Here is a 17,286-nt window from a genome sequence, read left to right as displayed (position 1 = left end):
CAACCGACAGCAAACGATGTGCGTCTACTTCGGCGGAACAGCACACGGAAATGTCCGTACAAAGTCGTACAAGTGGTTGTTATGTCGGGAGGCCGTGAGTGGACCATCATCCGCCAGCTGACCCTCGTATGGTGAGCGGCGAACTCGCTGCCGGACTCGGACCTGCCGCCGCCTCCGTCCTGTCGCAGTGGGCCGAGATGGAGGGCTATACCTTCAAGCTGATCCGCTGGCTGCTGAACGGCAGATCGACCGCGCAGGTGGCGGTGGTGCGTGAGGCGCACTCGGCCGGGTACCGGAATCTGATCCTCAAGGTCGACCACGTTCCTGCAGACAGGGCAGGGCTGTCCGAACGCCGCCGCCAGGTCGAGGCCTTCCAGCAGGCGCCTGAGGGTTTCCCCGAGGCCCACCTCGCGCGGACCGCGCACCAGTCGCTGCCCGTCGGCGAGGGCCGGTGGATCGTCTTCCAAGAGGTCGCAGGGCCGGCGATGGAGAGAACGATCATGCTCAGCACCCTGCTGGAGGCGGTCAGGTCGGGGCAGGACTCACCCGAGCTGTTCACGTCCGCGTGCGAGACGATCGTGCATTCGGTGCTCGACGCCTGGGCCGTTCATCCCGCCGCCTTCGCGGAGGACATGACCGCCTCTGAGTTTCTGCGGCACGTGCTTGTGGACAAGCTCCGGCCCGGTACGAAGCTCCAGACGCTGGCGGCGGCGCCGGCCGAGCCGGACGTCGTGCTGGACGGCGTACTGTCGCCGAACCCGTTCGCTTTGTTGTCAGGGCGGCTGGACGATCCCGCCGGCCCGTTCACGCCGTTCCTTGGGCGGGCCCACGGTGATCTGCACGTCGAGAACGTCCTGCTTCCGGTGGCAGCGACCGTCGACCCGGCCGGCTACCGCCTCATCGACCTGGCGAAATACTCCTCGGACGCACCTCTCACCCGTGATCCGGTGCACTTCGTGCTCAATGTGGTCGTCCGGGTTCTGCCCGACCTGTCCCCTTCCCAGCGGCAGGTGCTGATGGACGTGCTCATCGGACGCCCCGACCCGGCTGAGCGGCTGCCGTCCTGGCTGGCGGCCTTCGTGACCAGGATCCGCATGGCGGCCGAAAAGTGGCTGGCGAAGAGCAGCCTGGCCACCGAGTGGCGTCAGCAGAGCATGCTGTCGCTCATCGCGTGCGCGCTGATCTTCATGTCGCGTAAGTCGACGCCTCCCGAAGATCGGCCATGGTTCCATTCGCTGGCGGCGAGGGCCACCGCGGCGTACCTCGACCAGGTTTACCGCGGTCACGCGTATCGCTGAAGCCTTGCCAGACGCGCCCTGGTGGCGGCGGTGGCGGGATGGTCCTCACCGAGGACGTGGACCCGGGACTCGAGGACCTGCCGGAACAGGGAGACGGCTTCCACCGTGTGGCCCAGGCTCTGCCTCACCTCTGCCAGTGAATGCAGGATGCCGAGCGTCCGCGGGTGTTCGGGGCCGAGTACCCGCCCGGCGGTGCGCGCCAGGTCCGCCAACTCGGTGTCGGCCGCCACTAAGTCGCCCGCGTCCTGGTCCACCTTGGCCAGGTAGTGCCGTGTGATGAGGGTGGCGGGGTAGTCGTCACCCAAGAACTCACGCCGGGCGCGCAGCACCTCCCGCAGTCGTCGTCGCGCCTCATCGAGGCGCCCCTGGGCCCGCCGTAGGTCGGCCAGGTTGTTTCTGCTGGTCAACGTGTGCGGGTGGGTCGGCCCGAGCACCCGTTCCCGTGAGCGGAGCGTGTCTACGAACAGGGACTCCGCCTCGTCCCTGCGGCCAATGTTGCGCAGAGTCCTGGCCAGGTAGTGCCGGGTCGTCAACGAGTCGGGGTGATCGTCCCCCAACGTGCGGACCCGGGCTTCCAGAACGCGCCTGAACCCTCGCTCGGCCTGCTCGAGCCGCCCCAGGGCGGCGGTGACCCGGTTGAGGTCGTGGTCCAGCGTGAGGATGGCCGGATGGTCGGGAGAGAAGATCGTCCGTCCGACGGCCAGGGCATCCTCGTACCGTCCGGCGGCCTGGGCGAGGCGGCCCGCTGCCCGTAGATAGCGGGCGGCGAGCGTGGCTGGGCGGAGCGCCTGAGACGGTGGCTGCGCGAAGGGGCATTGCCGAAGGAGGTCGAGCGGACTCATGCAGTGGTCGGCCAGAACCCGCCAGTGGCTCCACGAAGCCGGGTCGCTCGGGTTGAGCTTCTCGGCGATCCGGGTGAGGACGGACGTGAGTAGGACCAGGTAGTCGTTGACGTGATCGCGCAGGTCTGGGTGTCTCAGGCCGAGCTCTCGGACCAGCGGATGGATCGTGCTGGTGTGGGCCACGTCGTCTTCGGCATCCGGAGTGCGCATGAGCTCCAGGAGGCCAACCCCCGCAAGCCCGGACAAGGCGTCCCGCAGCTCACGGCCGGTGATGGCGGGGAAGAGCGCCGACTGTGCGAGCTCTTCCACGTACAGCAGGATCCCATACGGTACCGGGGCCGGCCGCAGGCACGACAGGAGCCGCAGGAGTGGCCGGGCGTACGTCACCCCCCGCGCGTCGAGTGACTGGAGCGAAAGCTCCCAGGTGTGGCCGACGAGTTGCCGCGCCCCGCGCCCCGCCGGTCGTTCACCGACCAGCACCTCCTCGTGCATGCCCGCGTCGAGGGCGCGGGCGTACTCCGTGTAGGTGGCCGGCCCTGCGAGCGTCGCGGGCAGCAGGGCGGCCTGACTCAGGTGGCTCCCGGCGAGGCGCAGCGCCAGTGGCAACCCGGCGAGGCGCTCGGCCAGCGTGGTTGCTTCGGGTAGGGTTCCCGCGCGTGTGCCGGCCAGTTCGTGCAGGACCTGGCCTCCGTCGGCCGCGGACAGGGAGCCGACGCGATGAAGTCGGACCCACGAGCCGCGGGCCGAACCCCAGATCGCCGGGTCGCCCTGCCTGCTGGTCACGAGGACCGTTCCGTAGCGGCCTTCGACGGGACGCAGCCAGCCTGGCGCGTCGGTCACCGGGCCTCCGTCGAGCGCGAGGTCGTGTTCTGGGTCGTCGGCGTTGTCGATGATCAGCAGCCAAGGGCGGCGGTAGAGGTTGAGGAGCCGCCAGACCACGTCAGGGGCGCTGCCCACCCGCATGACCTCCCGTACCGCTCCGAGGTCGGCGGCGAGCGCCTGCATCCCCCCGGCCACGCCCGCGCTGCCGTCCGCCGCGATCCACCATGTCCTGACGCCCGTCCTGAGCGAGCGCCGGGCGAGTTCGAGAGCGATGGTGCTCTTTCCCACTCCGCCCAGGCCGTGCAGGATGTGCACCCGGTGGCCATTCCTCGGGGCCCCGTGGCCGAGACCGCGGCCGAGGAGTGCGAGCAGGCTGTCGCGTCCCCGGATCGCTGGCTCCTGGCGGAGCCGTTCGATCGGTGGCCGGGTGGAGACGAGATCGGCCTGCTCGGGGAGTGGTAAGGGCGACGACGGGCCCTCGTCGCTGGCCGGTGTGCTCGGCTCTCCGCGCCTCAACCTGCCCAAGGCCGACAGCCACCGGTCGATGTCCGTGAGGTCGCGGAGCCCGCACGCACGGAGGATCTTGGGCAGGTTGCCCGACTTCAGCGCGGGTAGGTGGCGTCCCGCGAAGTAGCCACCCAGGGTGCTGGCCGGGATGCCGGTGAGCAGCTCGATGTCCCGGATGCTCAACATCGCGCCCTGCCTGACCTCAGTGAGGGCGCGGCCGAGGTCACCGGGACTCTGGAAGGTGGTGGGGTCGGGAAACCCCGAAACGCGGATGAGGCCCGTCATGGACGGGTGAGCGGGGCCGGGGGGGCGAGGGTAGGGGCAGACTCGTGGAGGAGGGTCAGGTCGGAGCGTAGGTCGAGTTGGTGGGACCGCAGGACGGCGCCCCCCTGTTCCAGGAGTTCCACGGCGAGTGGCGGGTGGGCGGCGGCGTCGCGGACCAGGGTGTCGTGGTGGGCGAGCCGACGTTCCTGGTCGGGGTGGATGAGGCCATGCCACGCGACCAGTGGTACGAGGGCGACGGCCTGGCGGTAGGCGTCGGCCGCGCAGGGCCAGTCGTCGGCCAGGTGGGCGTTCAGGCCGCCGGCGGCGCGGGCAGCCCGCAGGCGGGAGTCCGGGGCGCCGGCGCCCGTCTGTTCGAACCGGGTACGCAGCGACAGTTCCCACTGGAACGGACGGACGGCCAGCACCGGGTGGCCGTCGGGCGTGGCGGCGACCGAGTCGCGGGAGGCGGTGAGGGCACCGGTCAGGTCGTCATGGTTCCCGGATCGGGCGAAACGCAGCCAGGGTGTGGCAGCGAGGTCGTCGAGGATGCGGGCAGGGTCTGGGCGGCCGGTCGGGGAAGCACCTGCAGCGGCCTGCGCCAGAGTCACCGCCTCCTCCGGCTCAGGACCCGTCGCGGTGTGGACGGCCTCGTTGAGGTCGGCCAGGTATCCCCGCCGCTCGAACCGGGTGCGCAGGACCGTGCCAACGTTGCCCGCGTACTCCAGCCAATGGGAGCGGTGGGTGACGGTGGAGGCGGCCAGCCGGAGCGTGGCGACCGCCTCGTCCAGGTCGGCCTCGGCGCCGGAACGGTCGTAGCGGGTGAGCAGCGCGGTGCCGAGTTCGGAGAGGTACACCGCCTGCGCCGGATGGGCGGGGGGCTGCCCACGGAGCGCCTTGGCGCGGCAGATCGACGGCACGGTCGAGCTTGGCCGGGTCGTCGACCTGCTGGACCTGCCGCGGCGCAGCAATTCCCGTACCCGGTGGAACACGGACCCCCTTCTGCATGTGGGGGGCAAGGACTTGCGGGCGAGGCTGCCAACGATGGGTGTGGTACGTGGAGTGCTGGTGGATGAGATCGGACGGGTCGGGGCGACACTCGGCCAGGGGACCAGGCCGGGGACGAGGAGGTCGAGGTCGCCGAAGTAGGCCAGGATCTCGTCGCGCGTGCGCCAGCGGCCGGTGCCGAGTTTCTCGTCGCAGATCTTCTCGCTCGCGAGGACCTCTATGGCGACCTCGGGGTGCGCCGCGCCGGGGTTGTGGATGTGGGAGATCGCCTGGTAGCTCCCCGGCGGCGAGCTGGACGCGGAAGCGGGACGCGGTGCCTGCCGGGTCCTCGTGGTTGTTGAGGTGGTGGAGAATCGTGAAGAGCAGCAGGGCGACGGGCTCGTCCCTGTTGATGAGGGCATGGAGCGAGGGGTTCGCGAGGATCCTCTCGGGTTCACGCAGGTCGGCCTGGATGACCGTGGTCGTGGTGCTGGTGGCGAGCAGGGCCCGCCCGCGCCAGCACGATGGGATCGTTGTCGACATGGACGACGCGCGCCTTTGGGGCGATGCCCTGCGCGACCTCGTGCACGTTGCCCTGGGTGGGCAGGCCAGAGCCGATGTCCGGGAATTGCTTGATGCCCGCCTCGGCGCTGAGGTGAGATCACCCGGCGGAGGACCCCGCGGTTGGCGAGGCCCACCTTCTGCGCGTCCGGGGTGATCTTGAAGACCATCTCCGCGATCTCCCGATCGACGGCGACGTTGTCCTTGCCACCCAGAAAGTAGTCGGAGACGCGGGCGATACTCGGCTTCGAGGTGTCGGCCTTGGGCGGCACGTTGTCCTCCTGGAGCTTGGTCCAGCTTCAGTCGCGGCCTGTTCCTGACACCGGCTTGTCCCTGTCATCGTCGTACGGCGGACGCGGGACCCTCACCTTATCGATCCCCGAATGGCGTGACCACCGATCTGTGATCACCGGGCGGGCGCGGCTCAGGGGTCGGCCCGCGCGGTGCGGTGCGGCACGCTCTACTGACTCCCGCGCCACGGCCAGGACGCCGGGCTCTCGGTCTCCCGTGCCGTCACAGCCCGCCGGACGCCGAGCACGGGCCGCGAGACTGACCAGGTCCGGCATGGTGAGGAACAGGGCGACGGACGTCGAGGAGCCGTAGGCGGAGTACAGCGCGGGAACACCGGGGTGCTCCGCCGGCGACGGTGCTGCCGATCGCGTACGCCGCCGAGGCCTGCGAGTGCGCAATATCTGCTTGGTGGTGAAGGGCAGGCCGCACAGGTCGTCCAGCCCGGCGACGCCCTCGGGTCGACGCCGTGCTCGGCGAACAGGCGGGCGTAGAACGGGGAGCGGGCGGGCAGCCCCGCGAGGTGCGCATGCAACATCGCGGTGACGGCGTCCCTGTCCTCGGGCCGGACGAAACCGAGGGTGGTCACGGAAGGTCCCCTCCTGGTCGGAATGGGACCCGACTATGACGACCGGCGGCCGGGACGGTCGACACGACTTCCGCCTCACGGAAGTCGTGTCGTCAGGGCCCGCCGGCGGCGTCAGACTGGTGATCCATGGCGGACAAAGTACGCACGGCCGTGCAGGTCGCCCTGCGGCGCATCGAGATTGGGGAGTTCCCGCGACTGGTGATCGGGCCGGACGAGGGCCTGCTCCGCGTGGAGGCCGACCGCGTCTGCGGCAGCGACGTGGAGGTGCACCGGGGCTACCACCGTGTCGCGGACGGCGACCGCTGGTGCCCGGCCACGAGCCGGTCGGCGTCATCGAGGAAGTGGGCGAACGCGCCCGCGGCCCGGTGACAGGTGACCGTGGAGATCCCCGTGCCGAGCCGCTTCTGCCGGACGTGCCTCGACGGCGGCTACCGGTCCTGCCCCAACCGGACCCCGGCTACGGCATGACCGGCGTCGACCGCGGCTGAGAGTCACCCCGTCAGCAGGCCGTGCGGGTCGAGGACGAACTTGCGGGCGACGCCGCGGTCGAAGTCGGCGTAGCCGCGGGGCCTCGTCCAGCGGGATGGGTGTCGCGTTGACGGCTTCGGCGATGTGGACCCTGTCGTGCAGGATGGCGTTCATCAGGGCGTGGTGGTAGCGCATGACGGGGCACTGGCCGGTGGTGAAGGTGTGGGACTTGGCCCAGCCCTGGACGATGCGGATGGACAGGGAGCCCTGTTTGGCGGCTTCGTCCGCGGCGCCGGGGTCGCCGGTGATGTAGAGGCCGGGGATGCCGATGCGGCCGGCGGCGCGGGTGATCTCCATGGTGGAGTTGAGTACGGTCGCGGGGGCCTCCTCGGCGCCGGTGCCGTGGCCGCGGGCCTCGTAGCCCACGGCGTCGACCGCGGCGTCCACTTCGGGGACGCCGAGGATCTGCTCGATCTGGTCGGGCAGGGAGGCATCCAGTGTCAGGTCGGCGATCTCGCAGCCGAAGCTGCGGGCCTGGGCCAGGCGGTCCCTGTTGAGGTCGCCGACGATCACCACCGAGGCGCGGAGGAACTGGGCGGCGTGGGCGGCCGCCAGGCCCACCGGGCCGGCGCCTGCCACGTAGACGGTGGAGCCGGAGGTGACGCCGGCGGTCACGGCGCCGTGGTAGCCGGTGGGGAAAATGTCGGACAACATCGTCAGGTCGAGGATCTTCTCCATGGCCTGGTCGCGGTCGGGGAACCTCAGCAGGTTCCAGTCGGCGTACGGGACCATGACGTACTCGGCCTGGCCGCCGACCCAGCCGCCCATGTCCACGTAGCCGTACGCGGAGCCGGGGCGGTCGGGGTTGACGTTCAGGCACACCCCGGTGTGGCCCTCCTTGCACATGCGGCAGCGCCGCACGCGATGTTGAACGGGACCGAGCACAGGTCGCTCGGCTTGATGAACTCGACGTCCCGGCCGCGCTCGACCACCTCACCGGTGATCTCGTGCCCGAGCACCAGCCCGGGCGGCGCGGTGGTGCGGCCGCGCACCATGTGCTGGTCCGAGCCGCAGATGTTGCTCGCCACGACCTTGAGGACGACCCCGTGCTCGCACCTGCGCCCGACGTTCGCCGGGTGCACCCCGGGGCCGTCCCTCAGCATCAGCTCCGGGAAGCCGATGGCGCGCACCTCGACCTTGCCCGGCCCTATGTACGTCACTGCCCTGTTGCCGGCCACCACGCCCTCCTTGGGTCTCGTCGGCGGTGGTAGCACAGGAGGGGGATCCGACGGCGTGGATGTCCGTGAAGGCGAGCGCGGTGGGGCCGAACTTCTCCTCCTTCACGATACGCGCGCCGTCGGGAGGGGAGAGCAGCAGGGACCGGCACAGGAAGTCGCCGTGGGACAGGTCGGCCTTCTCGGTGCGGTCGTGGCAGGGTTTGCCGGGAAGTCTAGTCGGCGAGTCCTCAGCCGACCTTTGGGAAAGGCCGCCTCATGCGAGCTCGTGATCTGCTCACCCCGTTCCCCACCGTGACACCCGGCACATCGGTCATCGACGCGGCGCGGCTGCTCGCGGACCACGACCTGCCGGGCCTGATCGTCGTCGACGACGAGGGACTGCCGGCCAGCATCCTGCCCGGCACCCAGGTGCTGCGACTCGCCGTGCCCCGGTACTGCCAGGACGACCCGGCGCTCGCGCGGGTGGTCGACGAGGCGCACGCCGACGCCCTGCTGTCCTCGCTGGCCGGGCGGGCCGTACGCGACGTGCTGCCCGGGCGCCCCCGGGAGCTCCCGGTCACCGACCCCGACGCCACGGCGCTGGAGATGGCCGCGTTGATGGCCCGCACGCACAGCCCGCTCGTCGCGGTGGTCGACGAGCGGCGATTGCTCGGCGCGGTCACCCTGAAGGTCCTGCTGGACGGGTTGCTGGCCCAGTGAGCGTCCTCGCCTGGGTGACGGTCGCCGTCTTCCTCGGTGCGTACGCGCTGATCGCGACCGAACGTGTCCACCGGGTCGCCGCCGCGCTCGGCGGCGCCGGCCTCATGCTGCTGATCCACGCCAGCGACGCGGGCGCGGCGTTCTTCTCCGAGAGCACCGGCGTCGACTGGAACGTCATCTTCCTGCTGCTCGGCATGATGGTGATCGTCGGGGTGCTGAAGCAGACCGGCCTGTTCGAGTACCTGGCGATCTGGGCGGCCAAACGGGCGCGCGGCCGGCCGTACCGGCTGATGGTGCTGCTCGTGGTCATCACCGCGCTGGCGTCCGCCATGCTGGACAACGTGACCACGGTGCTGCTGGTCGCGCCGGTGACGTTCCTGGTGTGCGAACGGCTGGCCCTGTCACCCGTGCCGTACCTGATCGCCGAGGCCATGGCGTCCAACATCGGCGGTGCCGCGACCCTGGTCGGCGACCCGCCCAACATCATCATCGCCAGCCGGGGCGGCCTGTCGTTCAACGACTTCCTCGTGCACATGGCGCCGATGGTGATCGTGCTGATGGTCGTGTTCACCGGACTGTGCCGCGTCCTGTTCCGCCGCTGGTTCGTCTACGACCCCGAGCGGGCCGCGCAGATCATGCGGTTGAACGAACGTGAGGCGATCGCCGACCGCTCGTTGTTGTGGCAGAGCCTGGCGGTGCTCGCCGTCGTGATGGCCGCGTTCGTGCTGCACCCGGTGCTGCACTACGAGCCGTCGGTGGTGGCGATCCTCGGCGCCGGGGTCCTCGTCGCCGCGACCAGGGTGACCACCGAGCAGGCCATCGCCGCGGTGGAGTGGCCCACGCTGGTGTTCTTCATGGGCCTGTTCGTCATGGTCGGCGCCCTCGTCGAGACCGGGGTGATCGGCCAGGTGGCGAGCCTGGCGGTCGAGGCGACCTCCGGGCAGCTCGGCCTGGCGAGCATGGCGCTGCTCGGTGCCTCGGCGGCACTGTCGGCGATCGTGGACAACATCCCCTACGTGGCCACCATGAGCCCGATCGTCGAGCAGATGGTCCAGGCCGCCGGCGGCCCGGGTCCCGGCCAGGTGCTGTGGTGGAGCCTGGCTTTCGGCGCCGACCTCGGCGGCAACGCCACCGCCGTGGGCGCCGCCGCCAACGTCGTGGTCATCGGCATAGCCGCACGCAACGGCACCCCGATCTCCTTCTGGCGCTTCACGAAGTACGGCCTGGTCGTCACCGTGGTCACCGTCGCGCTGGTCGCGCCGTACCTGTGGCTGCGCTACCTGTAGCTTCCGCGTACGCCGGGGACGGGTCCCCCGATACCGTGCGAAGAACCTGTCGCTCAGGGCAGTGGTACGGCGGCAACGGAGGTGGACGCGGTGGAAGGGCGGCGGCTCGTGGGCAGGGAGGCCAGGGCGCTCTGCGCGGGTGCGGAGGCGCTGCTCGCCGACGCGCGGGAGGTGCTGGACGAGTACGGGGTGGTGCGCGGAGCGGTCGTGGAGGCGCTCGGGGCGGTGCGGCGGGAGGCCGCGCGGGGAGAGCTCGGGGCCATTCCCGTCGGGCGGATCAACGACGTCACGGACGGGCGGCTGCGGGTCGGGGTGCTGGAACGGAACGGGTACGCGACCGTTCTCGACGTGCTGGACGCCTCCGCCTACCAGTTGCAGCTGCTGCCGGGGGTGGGGGCGCAGACGGTACGGCAGGTGCAGGCGGCGGCGGGCCAGATCGCGCGGGCGGTGGAGCAGGCGGTCGGGATCCGGATCGACGTCGAGCGGCAGGACCCGCTCAGCGGGGAACTGGTGGTGGCGCTGCGGCGGTTGGTGGACGCCGGGCCGGAGCTGCCGCGTGCCCTGGAGGTGGCCCGGGGCCTCGTCTCGCGGCTCGAAGGGCTGCTCGGCGAGGCGCGGCCGGCCCGCAGCAGGGTGCGCATGTTCTTCGCGGACACCGGCAGGCGTGAGCGTGCGCACGCGGCGGTGGGGCAGATCGCGCGGCTGCTGGAGGACTCCCGGGAGACACGGCTGCTGCTGGCGCAGGTCACCGCCGACCTGCTGCGGCCCCCGGTGCCGGCGTTCGAGGCGTGGGCGGACTTCGAGTTCCGCGGCGCGGAGTACTACAGCCTGCTGGCCGAGGTGGCGGGGGAGCCCGTCGAGAGCGGGCGGGGGGTGCTGCCCGACGACCTGCTCACGAAGGTCAACGCGCAGGCGCTCGACGACACCGAGCGCAGGGTGTCGCTGCGGGGGTATCAGGCGTTCGGGGCGCGGTTCGCGCTCGCGCAGGGGCGGGTGATCATCGGGGACGAGATGGGCCTCGGGAAGTCGATCGAGGCCATCGCGGTGCTCGCCCACCTCAAGGCGCGGGGGGCGACGCACTTCCTGGTGGTGTGCCCGGCGAGCGTGCTGATCAACTGGGTGCGGGAGATCGAGGGCCGCAGCACACTCGCCGCCTACCCGATCCACGGTCCGGGCCGCGACCTGGCGCGGGAGGAGTGGCTGCGGCGGGGCGGCGTCGCGGTGGTGACGATGGACAGCTTGAACCGCCTGCACGTGCCGCCCGGCGTCGAGATCGGTCTGCTCGTCGTGGACGAGGCGCACTACGTCAAGAACCCCCGGACCAGACGTGCCCAGGCGGTGGCCGGGTGGTGTGAGAGGACCGAACGTGTGCTCTTCCTGACCGGCACCCCCATGGAGAACCGCGTGGAGGAGTTCCGCACCCTGGTCTCCTACCTGCGCCCCGACATGACCGACACCCTGCGCGGCGGCGACCTCGCCGCAGGCGCGAAGGTGTTCCGTAAAGCGGTCGCCCCCGTCTACCTGCGGCGCAACCAGCAGGACGTGCTCAGGGAGCTCCCCGGCCGCGTCGACGTCGACGAGTGGGTCGAGTTCAGCGGCGCCGACTTCGCCGCCTACCGCGAGGCGGTCGCCGCGGGCAACTTCATGGCGATGCGCCGCGCCGCCTACGCCGAACCCGCCACCTCCGCCAAGCTGAAACGACTGCTGGAACTGGTGGAGGACGCCCGGGCCAACCACCTCAAGGTGGTCGTCTACTCCTACTTCCGCGACGTACTCGCCACCGTCGGCACAGCCCTGGACGGCCGGGCACGCGGCCCGATCTCCGGCGCCCTCCCCCCGCCGCGCCGCCAGGAACTGGTGGACGAGTTCTCCCGCACCTCCGGCCACGCCATCCTGCTCAGCCAGATCCAAGCCGGAGGCACCGGCATCAACCTCCAGGCCGCCTCCGTCGTCATCATGTGCGAACCCCAGGTCAAACCCACCATGGAATCCCAGGCCGTGGCCCGCGCCCACCGCATGGGCCAGGTCCGCACCGTCCAGGTCCACCGCCTCCTCTCGGTGGACGCGGTGGACCAGCGCATGCTCACCATCCTGGCCGGCAAATCAGAACTCTTCGACGCCTACGCCCGCCGCAGCGACCTCGCCGACTCCACATCCGACGCGGTGGACATCTCCGAACAGTCCCTCGCCCACCGCGTCGTCGAGGAGGAACAGCGCCGCCTCGCCCTCGGCGCTCCTGAAACTCCCGGACGCGCCGCCGGGGCTGCTCAAGATTGAGCGGACGTGCGGTGGCGGTTGGGTGACATTCGGGGGAGGAAGCCGAATCTGGGAGAGGGAGTCATGAGCGAGACGGGAGTGTGGGGGGCGGAGAGGTCGGCGCAGCGTCAGACGACGTTGCCGGCCGAGCAGTTGCTGCATTCGGGGAACGCGGGGCTGATCATTCATCGGGTCGGGATGCTCGAGTACGAGATGGCGCAGGAGGGGCGGGACTTCAGTGTCGAGCTGGTGAACTACATGAACCGGGCTCAGGTGGGGGTCGCGACGACCTTCCTGTACGAAGAGGTGTTCGGGGTCAAGGACCGGGTGCACTGGTTCGTGCACATGAAGTCGCCGGAGCTGTACAGCAGGCTGCTGGAGATGGTCGACCACGACGCGGCGTTCCAGGACATCGCGCAGCGGGACCGGCTGCCCAAGAAGGGCGGCGGGAACTGGGAGAAGATGTTCATCTACGGGAGCCTGCGCGAGACGATCATGTGTCCGCAGCACGGGTTCGCGAACGTGGGGCACGAGGAGCAGCCGAGTGATCCGCGGGAGAGGCGCGAGTCGTTCGTGCCGCCGGCGGTGCACCAGACGTCGCAGCCGCCGGACCAGCAGCTCAACTCGGCGAACGCCGGGGCGATCATCCTGCGCACGGGGGACGTCAGGTACGAGTTCCGCGAGGAGGGGCGGCAGTTCCTCTACGACTGGTCCAACCACATCAACAACGCCCTCCCGGGGCAGGCCACGGCGTTCATCTACGAGCAGACGTGGGGACAGCAGGACCGCATCCACTGCCTGATCCACCTGCGGCAGCTCGAGGACTACCGGCTGGTCCAGGAGGTCGACCGCAGCGAGGGCATGGAGAAGGAGGTCTACGACGCCGAGCGGGTGCCCGAGGCCAAGGGCGGCGGCAAGTGGGACCGGCTGTTCGTGCCCACCAGCATCAACGACACGGTGATGGTGCCGCATCTCGCCGACCGGCGGTGACACCATGGCGCTGGGAATCGAGGCGATCGGCGCCTACGTGGGCCGGGCGTTCCTGGACGTGCGCGGGATGTTCCAGGCCCGCGGCCTGGACATGAGCCGCTTCGCGAACCTCATGATGGAGCGGCGATCGGTCAACCTGCCGTGCGAGGACCCGGTCACCAACGCCGTCAACGCCGCCAGGCCCCTCGTCGACGCCCTCGACCCGGCCGAGCGCGAGCGCATCGAGGTGCTCGTCGTGGGCACCGAGTCGGGCCTCGACTTCGGCAAACCGATCAGCACCTACATCCACCACCACCTCGGCCTGAGCCCCAACTGCCGCTCCTTCGAGGTGAAACACGCCTGCTACGGCGGCACGGCGGCCCTGCAGACCGCCGCCGGCATGGTCGCGGCGAACCCGGTGCCGGGCGTCAAGGCGCTGGCCGTCGCGACCGACGCGGCCAGCGCCACCGTCAAGGCCTCGTACTGGGAGCCGTCGGAGGGCGCGGGGGCGGTCGCGATGCTGGTCGGCGGCCAGGCCGGGGTGCTGGAACTGGACCGGGGCGCCAGCGGGTTCCACACCTTCGAGGTGATGGACACGCTGCGCCCCCGGCACGACATGGACTCGGTGGACCCGGACCTGTCGCTGCTGGCGTACATGCGGTGCGTCGAGGAGAGCTTCGCCGCGTACCGGAAGCGGGTGGCCGGGGCCGACATCGTGGACACCTTCGCCTACCTCGCCATGCACACGCCGTTCGCCGGCATGGTCAAAGGTGCGCACCGCATGCTGCTGCGCAAGCAGAAGGGGTTCGGCCCCCGCGAGATCGAGGCCGACTTCACCTCCCGGGTCGTCCCGTCGCTGACGTACGGGATGCGGGTGGGCAACACGTTCTCCGCCGCGCTGTACCTCGCGCTGTGCTCCCTCCTCGATCACGGGGACTTCGCCGAGCCGCGGCGCGTCGGGCTGTTCTCCTACGGCTCCGGCTGCGCGTCGGAGTTCTACAGCGGCGTCGTGCCCGCCGGCGCGCGGCCCGCCGTGGACATCGGGAAGGCGCTGGAGGACCGGCGCGAGATCACCGTGGACGACCTCGACATGATCACCGATCTGAGCGCCGACCGGGTCTTCGGGGTGCGTGACGCGGTGTTCGACCCCAAGCCGTACGCCGACCTGTTCGAGGACAAGTTCGAGGGCCGCGGGCTGCTCGTCCTCGACCGCATCGCGGAATTCCACCGCGAGTACCGGTGGAGCTGACCGCCATGGCCACCACACTGCGACTGAGGATCCGCCCCACCATCGACGCGGACGCCATCACCGAGATCCACGACGCCCTGGACCAGGCCGAGGCCACCCCCGACTGCCGCATCCTCGTCCTCGAGGGCGGCGACGGCGTCTTCTGCACCGGCCTGAACCTGGAGGGCGCCGCGAACGAGGACGCCTCCGACGGCGGCACGGCGTTCTTCGGCCTGCTCAAACGCTTCACCACCACGCCGCGTGCCGTGGTCGCCCGGGTGGACGGCCGCGTCGCCGGCGGCGGCGTCGGGCTGGCCGCCGCGAGCGACTTCGTGTACGCCAGCGCACGCAGCACGTTCAGCCTGCCCGAAGCCCTGTGGGGGCTGCTGCCGTGCTGCGTGCTGCCCTTCCTGATCCGGCGCACCGGTTTCCAGAAGGCGTACACGATGACGTTCAGCACCCAGCCGGTGGACGCGGCCGAGGCCGAACGGTTCCACCTGGTGGACGCGGTGGCCGACGACCCGCGTGCGCTCGTCAACCGGCTCGCGTACCGGCTCACCAAACTGGACGAGTCGATCATCGGGGACATGAAGGGCTACTTCCGGGAGATGTGGATCCTCTCCGACGAGGTCGAGGCGACCGCGGTCAAGGAGTTCAGCCGCCTGATGTCCACCCCCGAGGTGCGGCGGCGGCTCACCGACTACGCGACGCACAAGCGTTTCCCCTGGGAGCGCTAGAAAGGATCGCTGCCGATGTCTGTCGTCTGGGTCTTCCCCGGGCAGGGTTCCCATCGCCGTGGCATGGGGGACGGGGTGCTGGAACGCCACCCCGATCTGTGCGCCCGCGCCGACGAGATCCTCGGCTACTCGGTCGCCGAGCTGTGCCGCGACGTACGGCGCCTGCGCGACACCCGGTACGTCCAGCCGGCGCTGTACACGGTGGACGCGCTCACCTACCTGACCCGGTGTGAGGACGGCGACCGCCCCGACTACCTGGCCGGCCACAGCCTGGGCGAGTACGCGGCCCTCTTCGCGGCCGGCTGCTTCGACTTCGAGACCGGCCTGCGGCTGGTGCGCCGCCGCGGCGAACTGATGGGGGAGGCGAGCGGCGGCACGATGAGCGCCGTCCTCGGGATGCCCAGGGAGCGGCTGGAGGACCTGCTGGCCGGCACCGGGGTCGACGTCGCCAACGACAACTCGCCCGAGCAGGTGGTCATCGCGGGCCCCAAGGAGGAGATCCAGGCGGCGAGCCAGGCCGTCACGGAGGCCGGGGGCAAGTGCGTGCCGCTCAACGTCCGCACGGCGTTCCACTCGCGGTACATGAGGGACGCGGCGGAGGCCTTCCGGGAGACGCTGGAGTCGGTGGAGTACGCGGACCCGCGGATCCCGGTCATCTCCAACGTCACGGGCCGGCCGCACGGCGGCGGGTCGATCGCCGAGTCGTTGCGCAGGCAGATCGACAGCCCCGTGCGGTGGCTGGACGGGATGCGGTATCTGATGCGGCAGGGCGTCGACCGGCTCGAGGAGATCGGCCCGGGGGACGTGCTGACGAAGTTGTGGGAGGTGACGCGCAAGTACCCCGTCCCCCCGGAGGAGAAGCCCGCTCCCGCCGTGGCCGCGTCCACGGACCTCGCCGCGAACCTCGGGTCCCGGGAGTTCCGGGAGGACTACGGGCTGCGGCACGCCTACCTGGCCGGGTCGATGTTCAAGGGCATCGCGTCCACCGACCTGGTCATCAGGATGGGCAAGGCCGGGCTGATGGGCTTCTTCGGCGCCGGGGGGCTCACGCTCGCCGAGATCGAGGACGCGATCGAGACCGTCAAGCGGGGGCTGGGCACGGGGGAGGGCTTCGGCATGAACCTGCTGTACGGCTTCGACGAGGACGGCCTCGAACGCGACACCGTCGAGCTGTACCTCAAGCACGACGTCCGCCACGTCGAGGCCGCCGCGTACCCGCACGTCACCCCCGCCCTGGTGCGGTACCGCTTCACCGGCGCGCACCGCGACCCGTCCGGCCGGCCGGTGGCCGTACGGCACGTCCTCGCGAAGGTCTCACGCCCCGAGGTCGCGACCGCCTTCATGGCCCCACCCCCCGAGCCGCTGCTGCGCCGCCTGGTCGGCCGCGGCGAACTGACCCCCGACGAGGCCGACGCCGCCGCGAGCCTCCCCGTCAGCGAGGACATCTGCGTGGAGGCCGACTCCGCCGGCCACACCGACGGCCGTTCCCCGTACGGCCTGATGCCCGCCATGGTGAGCCTGCGCGACCGGGAGAACACCCGCCACGGGTACGCCAAGCCCATCCGCGTGGGTGCCTCCGGGGGCCTCGGCGCCCCCGAGGCGGTCGCGGCGGCGTTCGTCCTCGGCGCCGACTTCGTGGTCACCGGCTCGGTGAACCAGTGCTCCGTGGAGGCGGGCACGTCCGGCGAGGTCAAGGACATGCTGGCCGGCCTGGACGTCCAGGACACCACGTACGCCCCCGCCGGCGACATGTTCGAGCTGGGTGCCCGTGTGCAGGTGGCGAGAAAGGGCACCCTGTTCCCCGCCCGCGGCAACAAGCTCTACCAGCTCTACCGGCAGCACGCGGCACTGGACGACCTCGACGGCGCGACCGCCCGCACCGTCCAGGACAAGTACTTCCGCCGCTCCTTCACCGAGGTCTGGGACGAGACCGCCGCCTACCTGGCCGCCCGGAAGCCCGGCGAGCTGTCGAGAGCCGAGTCCAACCCCCGCCACAAGATGGCCCTCGTCTTCCGCTGGTACTTCGTCAACTCCATCCGCCTGGCCCTGGCCGGCACCCCCGGCCGCCGCGTCGACTACCAGGTCCACTGCGGCCCCGCGATGGGGTCCTTCAACCACTACGCCAGGACGATCGGCCTGGAGGACTGGCGCGACCGCCACGTCGATCTGATCGCCGACCACCTGATGACCGGCGCCGCCGAGGTCCTGGACTCCCGCCTGCGCCACCTCACCTCCCGCTGAGAGGCCGGT

Annotated in this window: 11 protein-coding genes and 1 pseudogene; 9 read left to right on the top strand and 3 right to left on the bottom strand. The window is 70.7% G+C overall.

The features are described from left to right. Positions 1–131 precede the first annotated feature (131 nt). A complete protein-coding gene (locus tag ABGB17_RS05080; RefSeq protein ID WP_347626597.1) occupies positions 132–1,298 on the top strand; it encodes a hypothetical protein in 1,167 nt (388 codons plus the stop codon). Here ABGB17_RS05080 and ABGB17_RS05075 read toward each other — a convergent pair. Continuing rightward, entirely contained in the window at positions 1,283–3,655 is a 2,373-nt protein-coding gene (locus ABGB17_RS05075) for a tetratricopeptide repeat protein (RefSeq protein ID WP_347626596.1), read from the bottom strand. The genes ABGB17_RS05080 and ABGB17_RS05075 overlap by 16 nt on opposite strands. A gap of 95 nt (positions 3,656–3,750) precedes the next feature. Beyond that, the gene (locus tag ABGB17_RS05070; protein WP_347626595.1) at positions 3,751–5,139 is read right to left on the bottom strand and encodes an SAM-dependent methyltransferase; all 1,389 of its coding nucleotides are present in this window, start codon (positions 5,137–5,139) and stop codon (positions 3,751–3,753) included. A 1,142-nt stretch (positions 5,140–6,281) separates the two neighbouring features. Here ABGB17_RS05070 and ABGB17_RS05065 point away from each other — a divergent pair. Then, on the top strand, positions 6,282–6,524 hold the full coding sequence (locus ABGB17_RS05065; protein WP_347626594.1) for a hypothetical protein: 243 nt from the start codon (positions 6,282–6,284) through the stop codon (positions 6,522–6,524). A 122-nt stretch (positions 6,525–6,646) separates the two neighbouring features. On the opposite strand, the pseudogene fdhA reads toward ABGB17_RS05065, so the two are convergent. Then, positions 6,647–7,861, bottom strand: a pseudogene (gene fdhA, locus ABGB17_RS05060) (formaldehyde dehydrogenase, glutathione-independent). Between the two features lie 255 nt (positions 7,862–8,116). Here fdhA and ABGB17_RS05055 point away from each other — a divergent pair. From ABGB17_RS05055 to fabD, 7 genes are all read left to right on the top strand, one after another. After that, entirely contained in the window at positions 8,117–8,560 is a 444-nt protein-coding gene (locus ABGB17_RS05055) for a CBS domain-containing protein (RefSeq protein ID WP_347626593.1), read from the top strand. Further along, on the top strand, positions 8,557–9,846 hold the full coding sequence (locus ABGB17_RS05050; protein ID WP_347626592.1) for an ArsB/NhaD family transporter: 1,290 nt from the start codon (positions 8,557–8,559) through the stop codon (positions 9,844–9,846). Before ABGB17_RS05055 ends, ABGB17_RS05050 begins: the two co-directional genes overlap by 4 nt. An 81-nt stretch (positions 9,847–9,927) precedes the next feature. Then, entirely contained in the window at positions 9,928–12,123 is a 2,196-nt protein-coding gene (locus ABGB17_RS05045; protein WP_347626591.1) for a DEAD/DEAH box helicase, read from the top strand. 63 nt (positions 12,124–12,186) lie between these two features. Further along, complete coding sequence (locus ABGB17_RS05040) at positions 12,187–13,092, top strand: DUF6039 family protein (protein ID WP_347626590.1); 906 nt, start codon at positions 12,187–12,189, stop codon at positions 13,090–13,092. Between the two features lie 4 nt (positions 13,093–13,096). Further along, the gene (locus ABGB17_RS05035; protein WP_347626588.1) at positions 13,097–14,320 is read left to right on the top strand and encodes a hydroxymethylglutaryl-CoA synthase; all 1,224 of its coding nucleotides are present in this window, start codon (positions 13,097–13,099) and stop codon (positions 14,318–14,320) included. A 5-nt stretch (positions 14,321–14,325) separates the two neighbouring features. After that, on the top strand, positions 14,326–15,036 hold the full coding sequence (locus tag ABGB17_RS05030; RefSeq protein ID WP_347626587.1) for an enoyl-CoA hydratase-related protein: 711 nt from the start codon (positions 14,326–14,328) through the stop codon (positions 15,034–15,036). 15 nt (positions 15,037–15,051) lie between these two features. Continuing rightward, the gene (gene fabD / locus ABGB17_RS05025) at positions 15,052–17,277 is read left to right on the top strand and encodes an ACP S-malonyltransferase (RefSeq protein WP_347626585.1); all 2,226 of its coding nucleotides are present in this window, start codon (positions 15,052–15,054) and stop codon (positions 17,275–17,277) included. Positions 17,278–17,286 lie beyond the last annotated feature (9 nt).

This window comes from Sphaerisporangium sp. B11E5 (assembly GCF_039871875.1).
Taxonomy (GTDB): Bacteria; Actinomycetota; Actinomycetes; order Streptosporangiales; family Streptosporangiaceae; genus Sphaerisporangium.
This window is presented reverse-complemented; position numbering and strand designations above follow the sequence as displayed.